The following is an 18,048-nucleotide window of genomic DNA, read 5'->3' as shown; positions in this document are numbered from 1 at the left end:
ATAATTCCCTAAAAACTGCTGAAAAAATCGCATTTGCATATATATATATATATATCGGTGGAATTTGTTTGTTTTTTTGCTGTAAACTACTTTTATTTTTTTGAAAAATTTAGTATAATCAACTGAAACGCCAAATTAGGTGAAATGACAACGTAATGACAACGTGATAAAGAATAATGATGAATATAAGTATATGAAATGGAGAAAAGTTATGAAAAAGGTAAGATACTTTTTTAGTTCTTTCTTATTACTTGTTCTATGTCTGGATATTATTCGGTTACCGATAACAATTTTTTCGGAAACAGTTAGTGCTACAACGCCACTAACCATTCGGACTAAGTATATAGAACATCTGAAGGAAGATGGTCAAAAGCTGGCCATTAAGCTAGATACCAGTCAAAAGCAGCTCGATAGGCTAGATGTGATTGTCCAGATTGAAGAGGGAGTAGACATCAGCAAGGGGCTTAGCTTGGTAGTCCAGAATGAGCTGGAACTGGAAAGTCAGCTGGATGAGCAAGGGGTTCCAAAGGAAAAACTTCCACCAGGTTTTGTCAAGGATGAAGACTATCGTGAAGAAGATGTGCCCAAGGAATTTCCTGAGCAGGAAGTTGCCCCAACTGTTGCAACACAGGATTCTCTAGAATCTTCCTTGCCTGTATATGGTCTAGGCTATTACTCCATCAAAATCAAGCCAGAGCCTGAACGCCATATAGAGTGGAAGGTAGATGAAGAGAAGCCTGAGCGGAGATACGAGGAAATTCTGCTACGCTTGAAGATAAAGAAGCCGCTACAAACTGGTCAATTTATGGCCGTTCTGTCATCAGATTATAAGACCATCTTAACAGAAGACTGGAAAACATTTGAAGAATTGGTCAAAAGGAATAGTATAGAGATGGTGACTGATTCCGTAGCCTCCGATACCGAGCAGCCAATTCCAGAAACTTCTGAATCTACTTCTGACAACACGCAGCCTAATCCAGTACCTGAAGGCGAAGAGGTGATACAAGAAGAACAAGCTTTAGCCATTCAAACAGCTAATCTACGCTTGGTATTACGAGAACATGAAGAAGGTGTCTTGCAACCTAGCAAGCCCATCGCAGGTGCGGAGTTTATCATTACATCGGTAGAAAATCCAGAAATAAGTTATAACGGTCGCACTGATGAGCAGGGGATTTTAGACTGGAAAGACTTACCTTTGGGTGAGTACCAAATCAGTCAATTGTCAACAGCTCAAGGTTACGAAGTAGAGAAACAGCTGACAGTCATTCAGTTGCAAGAAAGTGGAGCCGAAAAAATAATCCATGTCACCAATGCTAAAAAGAATGGGTTGGAAGGACGGATTGGTAGTATGTTGCGCTCTGCTCGGACTAGGAGGGCTATTACAGAAACGAATACGGATAGAACAACGACCATTATCAATAATCCGAATGGAACAACCACTACTGTTACGAAAGAAGAGGAAATCACCAAGGATATTTTTGACCCGATTCGGATTGAGATTCCGGGGGTAACACGTCATTTTAGACAGGGAGGAGATTTACGCAAGAAAGAAATTCAGGTTACCTCTACTGGTGAAAAGAAGATTATTTGGGAATATATTACAACTGTTACTGGAGCAAATGATAGATATATCAAACAAATTGCAAATACTTTTATGGTACCAGTTGACTCAGGACTTGGAGCACCTAAGATTACATCTATTATCCACAACCAAGGACAAACGATTGGAAATCCTGAGACGAGTCGGTATAGTGATTCTGGTAGATTTGATTCTGTTACAAATCAGTTGCCGATTCAAGATGGCACATATGTGTACACCATTGAAACACCGATTCTTCTTCCAAGTGAGAACTACACACTGGATTATTATTCGGATGTTAAGGTGCAAGCGCCGGAACGTTCCCGTTTGACACAAAATGGACAAACGATTGTATTAACTAGGGAGGAGGAGCGAAACATTAAAAGTGCAGGTAGTTTGACCTTGCCAAGTGATCAAACCACCTCACCTTATGATACACCAAAATTATCAGATACTATTCGAGTGAATGGTCGCTATCGCGAGTCTAATAATAAGGTGATTGAGTGGTATACCTCTCGTCTCAATACGACAGATAGTGTACAAACGTATACATTTGACGTTGCTGAAGATAAGAATACACAAACAGTTCATTCAAAGATTGTCTATGTCTATGAACCTACTGAGGGAGGGAATTATAGGCGAAAGAGTACGCAAACAGTTGATAAAACGCAAAGTCAAATTACCGTAAATGATGTTCCAGCAGGAGGTATTGCAGTAGTCGAGACAATTACCAATGTGACAAATGAAAAAGCAAATCATACGATTACGGGTGCATCACTAGAAGCTCTAAAAGGTGATATTACAATACAGAAAAAATGGGCAACTGGTACGGAGAAGACCGCTGTCACTTTTTCTGTCAATGGTGGAAGTTATAGAAACCATAAAGTAACCTTGCAAGCGAATCAGACACAGGTAACCGTTCCAAATGTCGAAAAGTTTTCTGGAACAGGCAGTACTGCCACAAAAACACGAATATACTATGAAGTGACCGAAGATGTTCCAGGTGGCTATGCGCTTTCTACTGCACAGATGGATTGGAAAAATTTGCAGTATGTCTTTACGAATAAAAAGGATACTAGCAATCCTGTAACACCTACGCCACCAGGTTCTTGTGAATCGTATGGAGTGACTAGTGTTGAACCAGTCAATATCAACTGGTTAACTTGGCAACGTAATGGGCAGAGATGGGGAGGATTTCATGGTTCACTAAAATTCTATTTCAAATTGCCAGCTTTTGCTAGAGAAGGTGATAGCTTTACGATTGAGTTGCCAAAAGAGTTAAAATTAGACCATTTGGCCAATCCATCTGTTGAATGGACACCGGTTTATAAAAGCGGTACAAATGAAATCCTTGCTCGTACCTATCATGTAGAAGACAGAAAAATCAAGTTTGTTTTGACATCGGCAGCCTATTCAGTAAGTGAGTATAGTGGATGGTTTCAGATTGGTAGTGACGGCAGTCAAAATTTAGTACAAATCAATAACGATACAAATATCAGAGGACCATATTTAACTGGAGTTCGTCCAGTTGTACCAGAGTGGTATTCGTTTGATTTAGAAAATCCAATCGATACCCAGTCCAATATAGTCAATAAAAAATTGAAATATAAGACTAGCTACAAGGGAGGAAACTTTGATTGTAGCCATACGGTGACTGCTAACGGAACTCTTAATGCGACTGAAAACGGTAGCCATGGTCTTCAAGGAAGTCTGCGTCAGTTTAGTACTGTACATAAAGAAGTTTTTCATCAAACAGCTGATTCTGTTACTTGGGAACTAGTCTACAATGGAGGGAGAAAGGATATTACTGGCGGTAGCGGTCCTAATGCCCGTAAGATTTGGGATCGCCTTCATGTGGACTCGCCCTTGTATGATGGAAATACTCATACAAGTATTCCAAAAAATATAGAGATTTTTGTTGCGGATGGAAATCCGGCAGCTTCCTATACTAGATCAGAGATGGTACCACTAACATTTAAAGGAACTTCAAGAAGTGGTGAGGAGACAACATATCACTACGAGGTTAAAGGTACGGATATGGGGGTTGCGGTTCTACTGAAACGCGAGACTTGGAACAATAACGAATTTAATTACCAATCAAACTACACTCTTGAAATTTATCACGAGGGAAGCGGTTTTAGAAATAAGACAATCGTTGTTCGTCTCAAGCAACGAAAATCTTCTGGTAAGACAAGTTTTAGGAATGCTACAAGCGTTAACTGGAATAGTGTGGTGCTTGGTGGTGGTCTGAAACCTGATAATTTTTTCGTTGGAGGAGATACGATTGCCAATGGTGGAGCTTATCCGACAGACTGGTATGCCTTCCAAGTCAAGAAAGTAGATCAGCAAAATCGTCCGTTAGAAGGCGCGGTCTTTACTCTCTACGACTCGAAACAGCGCCCTTATCAAACCATTCGTTCAAATGAACAAGGTATTCTTGAATTTACAAATATCTTAGGAGGAGAGTACACTTTCAAGGAAGTTGAAGCACCAGCGGGTTATACGCTAGATACGACAGTCCATAGATTGATTATTAGAAATTCAGACAATATAACGATTGATGGACAATCCTATACTGCCCAAGCACCGTTTGAAATTATAAACAAGAAGGATGCGAAACTCAGCCTCAAACTCAAGAAAAAAGATCTGGCAAATACTCCATTGAAAGGTGCTGTTTTCCGCCTGAGAAAAACAGATGGTGGTCAGCCATATGATGAGACGCTCGGAAATACATTTGAATCAGACGAGTTCCTCTTTAATGAGTTGACAGTAGGGAACTACACGCTGGAGGAAGTAAGAGCACCCACAGGCTATCGTGGAATGGGGCAGATCAACTTAACGGTTTATGAAGAAAATGGAACGCTTAAACTGCGTAAACAGGCAGACACGGCTAACAGCCAGACCAGTACTCCTCAACTGACCAATGGTGTGGTGACTCTGGATATCTATAATCAACCGCTTGAACTAACGTTTACGAAGCAAAATGCTCAGGGAGAACCATTGGAAAATGCAATCTTTGAATTGCGTCAGATACACTCAACTGGCTTTACAGTTGTACGAACAAACCTCTTCTCTAAAGCCAATGGACAATTTGTCCTGAAAGGTCTCTTGCCAAATACCACCTATGAACTGTGGGAAACTCGTGCACCAGATGGCTATGCAAAACCAACTCAAGCAGTGGCTCAGTTTACTGTAAACGAAGATGGAACAGCCCGCTTTACTCGTGGCAGTTCGACTATCGTTAACTCTCCACCGAAATTTAAGGTTAAGATTGTAAAAATCGATGCGGAGACAGGACAAACGATTACGGAAGGCGTCAACGATACCGCTCCACGTTTCACGGTGACAAATGCTACAGGAGACACGCTTAATGGTCAAATTGCCAATCTGCAAAATGGTATGTTTACATTCACAAATGGAAGCGGTGCTAATTCTGGATTTGAAGCAGGAACCTACTATCTTAAAGAAATCCGAGCACCGCAAGGGTATACACGACTGACAAACTTAATACCATTTACAATCCACTCAGATGGACGTGTAACAGTGAGTGAAGAGTTTGCGGACGGAATAGCCACCAGTGCAACATCTCCAGATACAGTACAAATCAAAGTCAAAAACGACCGATTAAAAACCTTGCGTATTTCCAAACGTATCAAGGGCTTGGAAACGATACCAGCATTGATTCAAGGACAGATGACATTTACATTGACCAAGGATAATGATGCGGCCGCAGTACCAGCCGTCCAGACCCATGCTGCGACAGAAGACTTCGTCTTTAATAACCTGACCTACGGTTCTTATACCCTAGTCGAGACAGCGCCACCAGCAGGCTACATGGTGGAACCGATTGTTTATAAAGTTGCGGTCAGTCGAGCAGGAGTATCCCTTTATCGAACAAGTGACCAAGTGACACCGAGTCGAGTTGAAAGGGCGAGCCTAATCACATCTCCTGATTTGAGCAATATTCAGAGTGGTCCTGAGAGCAATGCCATTGATGGAAGTGAAACAACTTCTGTGACCTATTATAATTTCAATGGTCAGGGAAATACCATCCCAGTCGGTGCCTATCTAGGCGTTGACCTCCAAAGCGTCAAACGAGTTCGAAATGTTTTCTACTTACAAGGAAACCAGAGTAATGTAACGGATAGGATGAATCGCTATACAGTAGAATATTCTATTGATGGTGAGACCTACTACCCAATCACTTCATCAGCAACGGCTGAACGCTTTGAACAGTCTACCGACCTTCTTGCTCGTTACATCCGTGTGAGAAATGAAGAACAAGTCGTCAACAAATGGTATGCGGTTCGTGAGCTACGTATCACAGCACAAGAAGCGGAGTCCGTAAGTCTTCAAGGTGGGCAGGCATTTCCAATCGGAAATATCCAACATCCATTTATCCGAATGGAAAAACGAGATAGTGAGACAGGTGCCATTATCCAAGGAACAGCGACCTTCAAGCTCTATAAGGTTCCGGAAGATACTACAGAAACTACCCTGTCCACTGCCATTAATGATAACAATCTCATTCAAACCTTCCAACTAGCCAATGGACAGACTGGTAATGAAACCTTGCTCATCAAGGAACTTGGCAAGTATGCCTTGGTCGAAACCCAAGCCCCAGATGGCTATATTGGATTGAGCCAGCCAGTCCTACTTGAGGCAACCGAGGCACGTCAGGCACATTCAGATACAAAAAACAAACATGTGACACGGTTTGCGGTCCTATCCTCTAGAGATAAGGTGACTGTCGATACCAGCAGCACAGCAAATGACAATGTTTTGAAATTGCAGGTGAAAAACAGACAGAAAGTCTATAACCTTAAGATTTTGAAACGGGATGCCCAGAATGCTCAACAAGGTTTGACTGCGACATTTGGTCTCTTTAATGCAGATGGGACAAACAAGATTGCAGAAGGTCAGACCAACGAAAGCGATCATTCCTATACCTTTAGTCAGCTAAGACCGGGTACCTATATTCTCAAAGAGTTGCAAACGCCAATCAATTATAATCCATTAAGAGACTTCAAGATTGTCATTGCGAACAATGGTCAGGTCAGTGTACTGGATACCCCAACCAGAATGGTAGAAGTGGGTAACACAGTTGATACTACCATTAGCCTCACTATCAAAAACCGCACCTATACGCCAATCAGTATTCAGAAGGTGGACAAACGTAGCAACGAGACAACCTTGACAGGTGTGCGGTTGCGGATTCAGGCTAAGAATGGCAATCAGATGCCGCAATTTAGTAATCGAAGCTGGCATGAAACAAACTATCAGGGTCGTGTGATTGACACTGAAAAGGCCCTTGAATGGAATACTTCCGCAGCAGGAAATGCTGTCTTCCAGCTACCACAAGGAACCTATACCATCAGCGAACTCTCTGCACCAGCAGGTTACGAGCAGCTACAGCCTTTCGATATCACTGTGGCAGAAGATGGTAGTGTCCAGCTTGCTCAGGGAACAAATACTGAGCAGGTCAGTCAAGGTACAAAAGATGGACGGATCAATATCAAACTCACCAACGTCTTTAAGCCTAAGATAAAGATTACCAAAGTCGACAGCCGTGATGTCAACCGTAAGCTAGCAGGTGCTCGCTTCAAGCTATTTGGACCGGATGAAAATACGCAGATAGGTCAGGAAGTGACGACAGACACCAACGGTGAAATCACGCTTCCAGGCGTGGAACCAGGTACCTACTATTTGCAAGAAAGTCAGCCTCCGACAGATTATCAGGCCAATAGTCTGAAATACCGAATTGTCATTGCTGACAATGGTTCGGCTCAGATTACTAATGCTGATGGTAAGATTGAGGTTGGAGCTAGTCAAGATCAGGGTGCGGATAAGATTATCCCAATCACCGTTAAAAATGAGAGAGAAACCTATGACCTCAAGATTTTGAAACGGGATGCCCAGAATGCTCAACAAGGATTGATAGCGACATTTGGACTGTATAATGCAGATGGGATAAGTAAGATTACGGAAGGTCAGACCAACGAAAGTGACCATTCACATACCTTTAGCCAGTTGCTCCCTGGCACTTATGTCCTCAAAGAAGTAACACCGCCGTCAGGTTATATTCAAGTAGATCCAGTTCGACTTGAAATCACGCAGGCAGGTCAATTACGAATCCTGTCAGGAGATACGGAGCTTCTACAAGTTGGTGCATCAAGTGGCAATACGCTTCAACTGACGGTGAAAAACGACAGTAAGAAAACCCTGCGCATTTCCAAACGCATCAAGGGATTGGAAGACTTGCCGAGTCTTATCACGGGTCAGATGACCTTTACATTGACCAAGGACAATGACGCAACCGCAGTATCAGCCGTTCAGACACATGCTGCGACAGAAGACTTCGTGTTTACTAACCTGACCTACGGTTCTTATACCCTAGTCGAGACAGCACCACCAGCGGGCTATATGGTCGAGCCGATTACCTATAAGGTATCCGTGAGTCGCTCAGGAGTTTCTCTCTATAAAGTAGCGAACGCAGCTCAGATCGAACGTGTCGCAGGTGCAACCCTCTTCAAGTCCCCTGACTTATCCAATATCCAGTCAGGACAAGATGGAGACGCAATTGATGGAAGTGATACAACTTCTGTGACCTACCAGAATTTCAATGGTCAAGGAGATAATATTCCTGCTGGAGCTTATCTAGGGGTTGACTTACAAGGCGTCAAACGTGTTCGACACATTCACTACTTGCAAGGCACTCTGCACAATCCGCTAGATAGATTCAACCGCTTCACACTTGAGTACTCAATAGATGGACGCACCTATTTCCCACTGTCTACTTATACAGAGCATGGATTGGTCGATTTGAACACGGACATAGTGGCTCGCTACATTCGTGTGAGAAATGAAGAGCAAGTCGTAAACAAATGGTATGGGGTTCGTGAGCTACGTATCTCAGCCCAAGAAGCGGAGTCCGTAAGTCTTCAAGGTGGGCAGACATTCCCAATTGGGAATATTCAACATCCTGAGATTCAAATCGAGAAGCAGGATATGAATAACCGTACTATCCAACAAGAAGTGACATTTAAGCTCTATAAAGTTCCAGATGATGCAACGTCACAAACGGTGACAGGCGCTCTGACAGATCAAAATCTCGTCCAAACCTTTACATTGACAAACGGTCAAGTAAGTCAGGCTTTACAAGCCAAGGTACTGGGACGCTATGCCCTTGTCGAAGTCGCACCGCCAACTGGTTATCGTGCTTTAGCTGGTCCAGTCTTACTAGACTTGCAGACACTACAGCGACCCCATAGCGGAAGGCAGATGAAGACAGTGAGCCGCTTCACCCTCGTTGGAACAAATGATAAGGTTAGGATTGACACCGCTACTGAAAATGTATTGAAAATCTTCGTGAAAAACGAATTACTCACCTACAATTTGCTTATCAAGAAACGAGACCTTGCGAATCCAAATACAGGACTTGATGCCCGTTTTGAACTCTACGATGAGAACGAGACGAGGCCGCCACTGGGCCAAGGCAATACTACACAGGCAGAAAATAGCCTCACCTTCCGCAATTTGCGCCCGGGCACTTACGTCCTCAAAGAGGTCACAGCCCCAACAGGCTACAATCCGATCCAGAAAATCAAATTGACCATCAGTCTAGATGGACAAATTACGATTGTGGAAGGACCACAAGACTTGTTGGAAGGTCAAGCTGTGAATGCCAATAACGAGATAGAACTTGTCGTCAAGAACAGACCATTTACAGATTTCAGTATCGAAAAGGTTAGCAACCTAACGCCGACGATCAATTTGGCAGGTGTTCAGCTGCAAATCAAGGCAAAAAATAATGGACCAGCTCCGCTATTTAGCGATAATGATTTGCATAGACAACAGTATCGTGCAACGATTGATACCGCAAACAAATCCTTGACCTGGTGGACCCAATCCAATGACGTTGGCAACGCTGTCTTTAAACTTCCTCAGGGAACGTATACGATTAGTGAGTTAGTTGCACCAGCTGGTTACGAATTGCTTCAACCGTTTGATATTATCGTTGGAGCAGATGGTCAAGTTCGGTTGGCAAACGGCGCACCGACCAATGCGGAAATCAATACAAAAGATGGACGGATAAATCTCAAACTCACCAACATCTTCAAACCGAAACTGAAGATTATCAAGGTTGATAGCAGGGATGAGAACCGCAAGCTTGAAAATGCAACCTTCAAACTCTTTGGTGAGGATGGACGCACGCAGGTTGGAAGTGACTTGGTGACAGGCGCTACTGGAGAGATAGAAACTCCAGCCTTGACACCGGGTACCTACTATTTACAAGAAACCCAGTCCCCAGCAGGCTTCCAGACAAATGGAACCAAGTACAAATTGATCATTGCTGCGGATGGCACAACAACTGTAGAGAATGGCAACGACCTTATTGCTGTCGCGCCACTTTCGGATGACAAAGTCATTCAAATCACGGTGAAAAACAAGGTGAAGACCTATCGCTTGAAGATTAAGAAGCGCGACTATGATAATCCAACTAACGGAGTATCTGATGCTCGATTTGCTCTCTATCCATCTGAAGGTCCAAACGCAGATGGTAGCAATAAGGTGCAAGTGCTCATCAATGGTCAGATGAAAGCCCTTGAGGGTAACAGCTATTCTCATTTTGATAATACGATTGATTTTCCAAATATCCCACCTGGAGAATACGTCCTTAGAGAGATACAAGCTCCATCAGGCTACACAAAAATCAGAGATACGCGCCTCCAGATTGGGGAGGACGGACGCTTGACGCTCCTTGATGCAGATCAGGCTTTTGTATCCGTTGAGACAGGGCAGGGGGATACGCTTGTCATGGTTGCTAAAAACATTCGTACTTTTAACTTCCAAGTCAAAAAGATAGATAGTGCAAACGAGACAACTCTTCTAGACAATGCTCGCTTCTCTATCTACAAGACAGATGTTAACTGGACAAAAGGGGATACGGCATTGGCTCAAGGTGTGACAAGTGCTGGTATCTATCAGATTAATCTTGAACACGGATACTATATTCTGAAGGAAGAACAGGCTCCATCTGGCTATCTCCTCAATCAGAAGGAGTACCGTTTCCAGATTAACCATGATGGCTCCATCCTTCTTCATGATCCTGACGAGACGGTATCATTGTCTCGAGCAGACACGAATCGTCTTGTCGTCTTTACTATGAAAAATACCCGAACAACCTCTCAGTTCAAGTTGGCAAAACGCTCGTATCGTGATTCAGCTCAACGTCTAGAAGCGACATTTGAATTGAAAGAAAGTGGGAATGCACAAGCGACAGCAGTTGTTAAGAGAACAACGACAACAGGAGATGAAGTTCTCTTTGACAATTTGCCAGTAGGGAAATCGTACATTTTGAAAGAGACGGTAGCACCAGACGGCTATCAAAAGATTGAAAAAGAAATCCATATTGATATAGGCGCAGATGGAGCCATCACTATCCAAGATGGAGGCGACCTCGTCAGTCTAGACAATACGGATAGTCACCTGATTATCGTGAAAAACCTCCGCAAAGGAGAATATCCGAAAACGGGTGGTATAGGAATTATTCCTTATATTGCATTAGGGGGGGTGATGATGTTACTGGCTCTTGCCGTCGAGCTAGGAAAAGAAAAACGTTGGAAACATATACGTAAATAGGCTACATATCATTTTATCTTTTATTACTTGGTTAACTGGTTTTGACGTACTTTAGTACAGTCTGCAGATTTTGACAAGAACTGCGTTCGTTCGATTTCCACCCACCAACTATCTCCCAGATAGTTGGTGCTAGTAATAAAAGCAAACTGAAAGATTAAAAAAGAAAAGGAGAAAATAGTGAAAAAGTTAACAAAAGTATTCTCCCTTTTGACCGTTCTTCTAACGATTTTCGGTCCATTGGGAAATCTTCGACATTTAGTACATGCAGATGATACGCATCAAACTAAGGTTGTGGTGCATAAGGTCTTGATGAGTAAACAGGATTTAGAATCATTTGACCATGCTGCTAAGCAACAAACTCACAAGTATGATGGAACACAAATTCAACAAGGTACGTTCACAAACTATTTCGGTACAAGTGCGAAAGAAATTGAGGGTGTCAACTTTAAGGTTTGGAAGAAAGTTGATCAAGCTCAAGGTAATGTAACAAAAACTGGTACTGAACTAGGGATTACTGGTGAAGGTATTGATGAAAACTATCAACTAATGGATGGTGAGTACGGAACTACAGGTGTAAATACTAAGGCAGGTGATACTGGTGCAGAATTTACACTTCCGAATGGCACTTATATCTTTGTAGAAGATAAGGTAGCATCACCTTACTACAACAAGCAAGAAGGTAATGATAAAGGTAGTGAATTGACAGAGGCTAAAGCCGTTCCATTCCGTCTCGTTTTACCAGTTACTCGTCCAGATGGAACAGGATATTTTGATAGCACAAATAACCCTCTCCACGTTTATCCAAAGAACACAGAGGATAAGCCGACAGTGACGAAAGAGTTTGCTGAAGGTGGCACTCAAACTAAAAATGTCGCAATTGGCGAAGAAATAGACTATAAAATCACTACAAAAATTCCAAAAGGCTCTTCTTACAAGACAATTGTCTGGGAAGACTTGATGGTTGAAGGTTTGGACTTTGTCCAAGGTTCATTAACTGTGGCTTCTAAAGAAGTTGCGGGTTTAGAGAAAGGTACTCATTATACAGTAACTGACGATAAGCGTGGCTTCATGGTGAAAGTGAATGAGGCGGGTCTAGCTGCTATTGAGACAGCGGCTAAAGATCGGGATGTTAACATTACGTTGACCTATAAGGGTGTTCTCAACGACTCAGCGAAGGTTGATACTGAAATCCCTAACAAAGTGACCTTCCACTATGGTAACCGCCCACGTGAAGATAAAAATGATGAGCCAGATCCGGTTACACCAAAAGAAGATGGTGGTCAGCTGAAAATTAAAATCAATAAAACTTGGAAAGATGGCAGTCGAGATAAATCAGCGACTTTTGTTGTTTACGAAAAAGAAACTGGTAAAAAGATTGGTGAAGAAATTACAATTCAACCAGGTCAAACAGAAATTGAGTTTACTCATGCTGATTTAAAATCAACAAAAGAATACATAGTTGTCGAAAAGGATATTAACGGTTACATTCCAACTTATACTGTTGAACCTGGAGCTGATAAAGGTCATATCCTCACCGTAACCAACAACCCTTCGGACAACCCACCACCAATCGTTCCAGAACAGCCAAAAGTTATCACTTATGGTAAACGCTTCATCAAGACAGATGATAAGGAAGCAGATGTACAGGGAATTGAGAAACTCCTTGGTGCAGAGTTTGTGGTGAAAAACCAAGAAAACAAATACCTTGCACTGAAGGATAGTCAAACTCAACAAGAACAATTGACCAGATATAAGCAATCAGAGGAAGCGTATCGAGCAGCCTTGAAAAATGGAAACGCTGAAACTGAAAAATCAGCACGTGATGCAGCTTATGAAGCCTTGAATATGCAGTGGACATGGGTTAATGATAAATCTCAAGCCTTTACGTTTATCTCCTCTACGGATGGTAAATTTGAAGTCAAGGGTTTAAAACAAGGTACCTATACCTTGGAAGAAACCAAGGCGCCAGAAGGTTATGCATTATTGAGTACAGGTATTGAATTCCAAGTTCAACAAGGTAGCTGGAATGATAATAGAGCTAAATTATCAATTGATCAGCATACTCAAATTCGTAACAAGAAAGTAACCATTCCACAAACCGGTGGTATTGGTACCCTTGTCTTCACAGTGGTTGGTTTGAGTACAATGGTATTTGCATTCATCGCTATGAAAAAACGTCAGGCAGAAGAAGCCTAGGATAGAGTAGAAAAGGAGGGTCTGATGAGGATTATTAAACAGCTAGTCTGTTGCATAATTGCACTGGTCTGTTCGTTGTCTCTGCCCTCTCTTTTGGTTCAAGCAGAGGATACCTATTCTATTCAGGTCGGCATTTCCTTGCCAGAGCATATGGATGCGGGCAAGCTAGATTTGAGTCTTGAAGCCTGGTATCTGCCGGAGGGGGATCGAGAGACTCCCGAGCAACTGGCAGAGAAACTCTATGCCTTGAGTCGAGCGGAGCTAAGTCAGCTGTATGGACAAGCCCAGCTTTCTGACCCCATGACTCCTCAAGGATTTGTAGGTTTTTCTGGTCTGAAAAAGGGCTGGTACTACATTCGACAGCAGGGGTCAGCAACTACCATTGAGGTCATTCCCTTTGTCCTCCAGGTAGACGGACGCCTACAGACCATACAGGCTAAGGTTGGACTACCGGGGGAAAAAGTGGGTTATAGGAATTTTCTCAAGGTTTCTACAAGTACTGCCCCCTTGGCAGGAGCGACTTTCCAAGTCTTGGAAGAGGTGGACGGTCAACTGAGGCAAGTGATGATTGACGGCAAACCCTATCATCTGACCTCGGAAAATGGAGGTCACCTCAAAGTAGGACCGCTTCCCTATGGTAGTTACTATCTCCAGGAAATCAAGGCTCCCAAGGGCTATCTTCTCAGTCAGGATACCATTCCCTTTGAGATTAGTCTGGATTCGCATGTTTCGGATGTCATCCGCATAAAGAACAAACCCGTTACACCTCCCGGTATTGAAATCCCATATACCGGAAATGCGGTGGTCATAGCGGTTTTATCGCTAGGCATTATTCTCTTCTTGCTAGGCTACCGCTTGGTCACATACAAGAAAGGGGAAAAGACTTAGTCTACCTTTGGTCATATTGTTGACAGAATACACCTGCTGGAATCAAGTATCAGCAGGTGTATTTTTTCTTGAAAACACCGAGTGTCTCTGGAAAAAAATTCTCTCAAGTGCTATAATATTACTAGGAACTTCGAATTAATAGATAGAGAGTCATGCTCAATTCTATTTATCGGAGGAACACAATTGACAAAATTTCGACATAGCATCAATCCCATGATTGATATCGTGGCAAAAAAGATATTTAATGACCACGAAATTACCATTGATTTCATTGAGACCTTTCTGGGCTTTCGTCCCAAGTCTGTTCAGATTTTAAATGGAACGATTGCTGATTTGAAGAAAGAACGGGAGGGTTATTTTAGCACCACCGTGGACATTCTAGCCAGACTGGATGATGGCACTCAGGTTATCATTGAAATTCAGGTGGTTCACCAACACAGCTTTATCAAACGTCTCTGGACTTACTCTTGTCAGCACTTGGTCAAGGATTTGCCCAATGTTCGGGACAAGGTCAAACGAACCCATGACATGTACGACAAGATTTCACCAGTTTATTCCATAGCCTTGGTCGCCACCCAGTATTTCGACGATAAGCAGCCCATCCATTCCTTTGTCTTGACAGCTGAGGAAAATGGACAGGTGTTGGAAATTCCGTTTGGAGAGCAAGGGGAGATGAAGAAACCATTTGAAATGGTTATTATTGAATTGAACAAGCTGAGTGAGGGAAAATTGGCTAAGAACCAACGCTTGTGGATGGAATTTTTTGCCAATCGTGAATTTAGCCAGCAACAAACAGACGCTATCAGCAGGGCCGAACACCTGCTGGATAGAAATACATGGACAGAGGAGGAAAGGAAGATGATTGATCAATTAGCCTATAGTGCCGCCAATCATTTTGGTGAATTGGAAACATCGTTCATACTAGGAAGAAGACGTGGTCAGGAAGAAGGTCGGTTAGAAGGCCGGGCAGAAGGCAGATTAGAAGGTCAGCTCAAGATTGCTCGGCAGATGTTAGTAGAAGGTTTCGCTGATGAAATGATAGCGAGACTGACAGGACTAAGTCAGGAAGATTTGGATGGCTTGAAAGGTGAGCGAAGATGATTGATCAATTAGCCTATAGTGCCGCCAATCATTTTGGTGAATTGGAAACATCGTTCATACTAGGAAGAAGACGTGGTCAGGAAGAAGGCCGGTTAGAAGGTCGGTTAGAAGGCCGGGCAGAAGGTCGGTTAGAAGGCCGGGCAGAAGGTCGATTAGAAGGTCAGCTCAAGATTGCTCGGCAGATGTTGGTGAAGAATTTCACGGATGAGATGATAAAGGAACTGACAGGACTAAGTCAGGAAGACTTGGATGGTTTGAAAGGTGAACATAAATGATTGATCAATTAGCCTATAGTGCCGCCAATCATTTTGGTGAATTGGAGACTTCTTTCATACTAGGAAGAAGACGTGGTCAGGAAGAAGGTATGGCTCAAGGACTTCAAAAAGGTCGAGCAGAAGGTATGCTGGATGGTCAGCTCAAGGTTGCTCGTCAAATGTTGGTGAAGCATTTCACGGATGAGCTGATAAAGGAACTGACAGGACTAAGCCAGGAAGATTTGGATGGTTTGAAAGGTGAACATAAATGATTGATCAACTAGCCTATAGTGCCGCCAATCATTTTGGTGAATTGGAAACATCGTTCATACTAGGAAGAAGACGTGGTCAGGAAGAAGGCCGGTTAGAAGGACGGGCAGAAGGTCAGCTCAAGATTGCTCGTCAGATGTTGGTGAAGAATTTCACGGATGAGCTGATAAAGGAACTGACAGGACTAAGCCAGGAAGACTTGGATGGTTTGAAGACTGGAGGATTGGATGCGACAAAAGCTGATTTCTAGAATTGAATGTTGAGCATCCAAAGAGCAACTGAGTGAGACGGTCATGAGGTTGAAAATTGTTGGCTATCTATTGATGATAGTGGGATTATTGTTGCCCTTATTATTGTTCAGCAATATGACAGTTCATGAGGTGCGGGAATTTTTTGCTTACCAGAGTTATAAAAAGTCGGAGTCAGGATTTTCCCAGAAAGAGGAAGAGATCATCGAACACTATCAGGAAGTAGTGCGGAGTGGTCAACTGGCAACAGTTGATCCCTTTGCTGAGACTAGGAAAGATGAGCAGTCCGTATCTGATTTTGGAGATACCATCATCGGCTATGTAAGTATTCCTAGTCTTGAAATCCGCCAACCTATTCGGGTGGGAGCCAGTGATTCCCATCTTGATCAGGGTGTAGCGGTGGTGTCAGGAACGGACTTGCCTTTCGGAGGTCGGGATCGTCGTAGTGTGCTGGCTGGCCACAGAAGTTGGTATAGTGATTTGCGTTTTTTCCGATTGAATGAAATGCGTGAGGGCGATGAGATTTTTGTTGAAATTGGTGAAAAAGTAGTCACCTATCGGGTCAAAAATACAGAAATCATCAAGGCAACCGATTGGCAAAAATTGCTTCCGATAGAAAAACAGGATGTCTTGACCCTTTTGACCTGCGATCCTCTGGTTCCGCCCTTTGATTATCGTCTTTTGGTCAATGCCTATCGTCATCATGATAGTAGCGAGCAGGTAGCAGCTTCAGAAGAAAAAACACAGTCTAGTCAAGCAGTGCTGGAATCTTATCGCAAGAAAGGTGTAAGTTTCATCGCCTATCTGACCCTTTTTGGCTGGTTCTTGTTTGTCTATCTTGCCTACAAGTTGGGCAAGCTTGTGAGAGTATGTCGAGTTACTAAAGTACGATAGGTAGAGTGTAACAGGAATAAAAGAAAAAAGACTTAGAGAACCACCGTTTCTGATGGCTGTTCTAAGTCTTTTTTGGGTGAACTGTATTATTATTTATAGCTCAATTTCCATAACAATCGGTGTATGGTCTTGACGAGCACCTGAGTCAATCATATCTGACTTACTTACTTTGTCGGCGATGCGGTCGCTGACAAGCCAGTAATCAATCCTCCAGCCTGTGTTGTTGATTTTGCTAGTACGGCTGCGTTGAGCCCACCAAGTATAGGCGTTGAGGACATCCCCATGCAAGTGGCGGAATGTATCAGTGAAACCTTTAGCAAGTAGATTTGTAAAACCTTGACGTTCTTCGTCTGTAAATCCTGGTGACTGGCGGTTGCTGGATGGGTTAGCCAGGTCGATCTCCTTGTGGGCAACGTTGTAGTCACCTGTGGCTAGGACTGGTTTTTGGCTGTCAAGCTGTGATAGGTATTTGGCATACTGTACATCCCAGATTTGACGGTCAGCAAGCCGTTTCAAGCCATCACCAGCATTTGGCGTATAAACTTGTGTGACATAGAAGTCATCAAATTCTAGCGTGATGATGCGCCCTTCAGAATCCATGGTTGTTGGAGCACCAATCTCAGGGAAGGTAATGGTTGGAGTTAGATGGTTTTTGTAGAGGAAGAGTGTACCAGCATAGCCTTTGCGAGCTGGTTCTACAGAGGAACGCCAGGTATTGGCATATCCAGGGAAGTAGCTTTCCAAAATTTCTAGATGCTTTTTAGTCGGTCCCTTATCTGACAATTTTGTTTCCTGAATGGCGATAATATCAGCGTCTTCTGTCACAAGTGTATCGATGACTGCGCGTGATAATAGGGCGCGAGGAGACTCTGCAGTTAATGCAGCGTTAAGAGAATCAATGTTCCAAGAAATGAGTTTCATAATTTTCCTTTTCTAGTCTGTTACTGTTTTACATTATACCAAAAATCAAACTTGT

At 43.0% G+C, this 18,048-nt stretch carries 9 protein-coding genes; 8 read left to right on the top strand and 1 reads right to left on the bottom strand.

What is annotated here, in order from left to right; translation table 11 throughout:
• Positions 1-193 precede the first annotated feature (193 nt).
• The 8 genes from CWM22_08540 to CWM22_08505 all read left to right on the top strand — a co-directional run bounded on the left by CWM22_08540 (position 194) and on the right by CWM22_08505 (position 17,072).
• The gene (locus CWM22_08540; GenBank protein ID AUC91936.1) at positions 194-11,221 is read left to right on the top strand and encodes a hypothetical protein; all 11,028 of its coding nucleotides are present in this window, start codon (positions 194-196) and stop codon (positions 11,219-11,221) included.
• A gap of 177 nt (positions 11,222-11,398) precedes the next feature.
• Positions 11,399-13,417, top strand: a complete 2,019-nt coding sequence (locus CWM22_08535; protein AUC91935.1) for a hypothetical protein — start codon at positions 11,399-11,401, stop codon at positions 13,415-13,417.
• Positions 13,418-13,441: 24 nt separating this feature from the next.
• Positions 13,442-14,305: a hypothetical protein gene (locus CWM22_08530; protein ID AUC91934.1), complete on the top strand. Its 864-nt coding sequence runs from the start codon at positions 13,442-13,444 to the stop codon at positions 14,303-14,305.
• 183 nt (positions 14,306-14,488) lie between these two features.
• Complete coding sequence (locus tag CWM22_08525; protein ID AUC91933.1) at positions 14,489-15,406, top strand: hypothetical protein; 918 nt, start codon at positions 14,489-14,491, stop codon at positions 15,404-15,406.
• Positions 15,403-15,681 carry a hypothetical protein gene (locus CWM22_08520; GenBank protein ID AUC91932.1) on the top strand — a complete coding sequence of 93 codons (279 nt, stop codon included), beginning with the start codon at positions 15,403-15,405 and terminating at the stop codon, positions 15,679-15,681. The genes CWM22_08525 and CWM22_08520 overlap by 4 nt, the downstream gene beginning before the upstream one ends.
• Positions 15,678-15,932, top strand: a complete 255-nt coding sequence (locus CWM22_08515; GenBank protein AUC91931.1) for a hypothetical protein — start codon at positions 15,678-15,680, stop codon at positions 15,930-15,932. Before CWM22_08520 ends, CWM22_08515 begins: the two co-directional genes overlap by 4 nt.
• Entirely contained in the window at positions 15,929-16,180 is a 252-nt protein-coding gene (locus tag CWM22_08510; GenBank protein ID AUC91930.1) for a hypothetical protein, read from the top strand. The genes CWM22_08515 and CWM22_08510 overlap by 4 nt, the downstream gene beginning before the upstream one ends.
• Positions 16,181-16,223: 43 nt before the next feature.
• Positions 16,224-17,072: a class C sortase gene (locus tag CWM22_08505; GenBank protein ID AUC91929.1), complete on the top strand. Its 849-nt coding sequence runs from the start codon at positions 16,224-16,226 to the stop codon at positions 17,070-17,072.
• 93 nt (positions 17,073-17,165) lie between these two features.
• Here the strand turns inward: CWM22_08505 and xth are convergent, their stop codons facing one another.
• On the bottom strand, positions 17,166-17,993 hold the full coding sequence (gene xth / locus CWM22_08500) for an exodeoxyribonuclease III (protein AUC91928.1): 828 nt from the start codon (positions 17,991-17,993) through the stop codon (positions 17,166-17,168).
• Positions 17,994-18,048: the final 55 nt, after the last annotated feature.

Origin of the sequence: Streptococcus suis (assembly GCA_002831545.1) — a bacterium.
Taxonomy (GTDB): domain Bacteria; phylum Bacillota; class Bacilli; order Lactobacillales; family Streptococcaceae; genus Streptococcus; species Streptococcus suis_P.
This window is presented reverse-complemented; position numbering and strand designations above follow the sequence as displayed.

Excerpts from the sequence above, each read along its gene's own strand:
- CWM22_08540 (AUC91936.1), top strand. The coding sequence starts at position 194 with ATGAAATGGAGAAAAGTTATGAAAAAGGTAAGATACTTTTTTAGTTCT.
- CWM22_08530 (AUC91934.1), top strand. The coding sequence starts at position 13,442 with ATGAGGATTATTAAACAGCTAGTCTGTTGCATAATTGCACTGGTCTGT.
- CWM22_08520 (AUC91932.1), top strand. The coding sequence starts at position 15,403 with ATGATTGATCAATTAGCCTATAGTGCCGCCAATCATTTTGGTGAATTG.
- CWM22_08515 (AUC91931.1), top strand. The coding sequence starts at position 15,678 with ATGATTGATCAATTAGCCTATAGTGCCGCCAATCATTTTGGTGAATTG.
- CWM22_08510 (AUC91930.1), top strand. The coding sequence starts at position 15,929 with ATGATTGATCAACTAGCCTATAGTGCCGCCAATCATTTTGGTGAATTG.
- CWM22_08505 (AUC91929.1), top strand. The coding sequence starts at position 16,224 with ATGAGGTTGAAAATTGTTGGCTATCTATTGATGATAGTGGGATTATTG.
- xth (AUC91928.1), bottom strand. The coding sequence starts at position 17,993 with ATGAAACTCATTTCTTGGAACATTGATTCTCTTAACGCTGCATTAACT.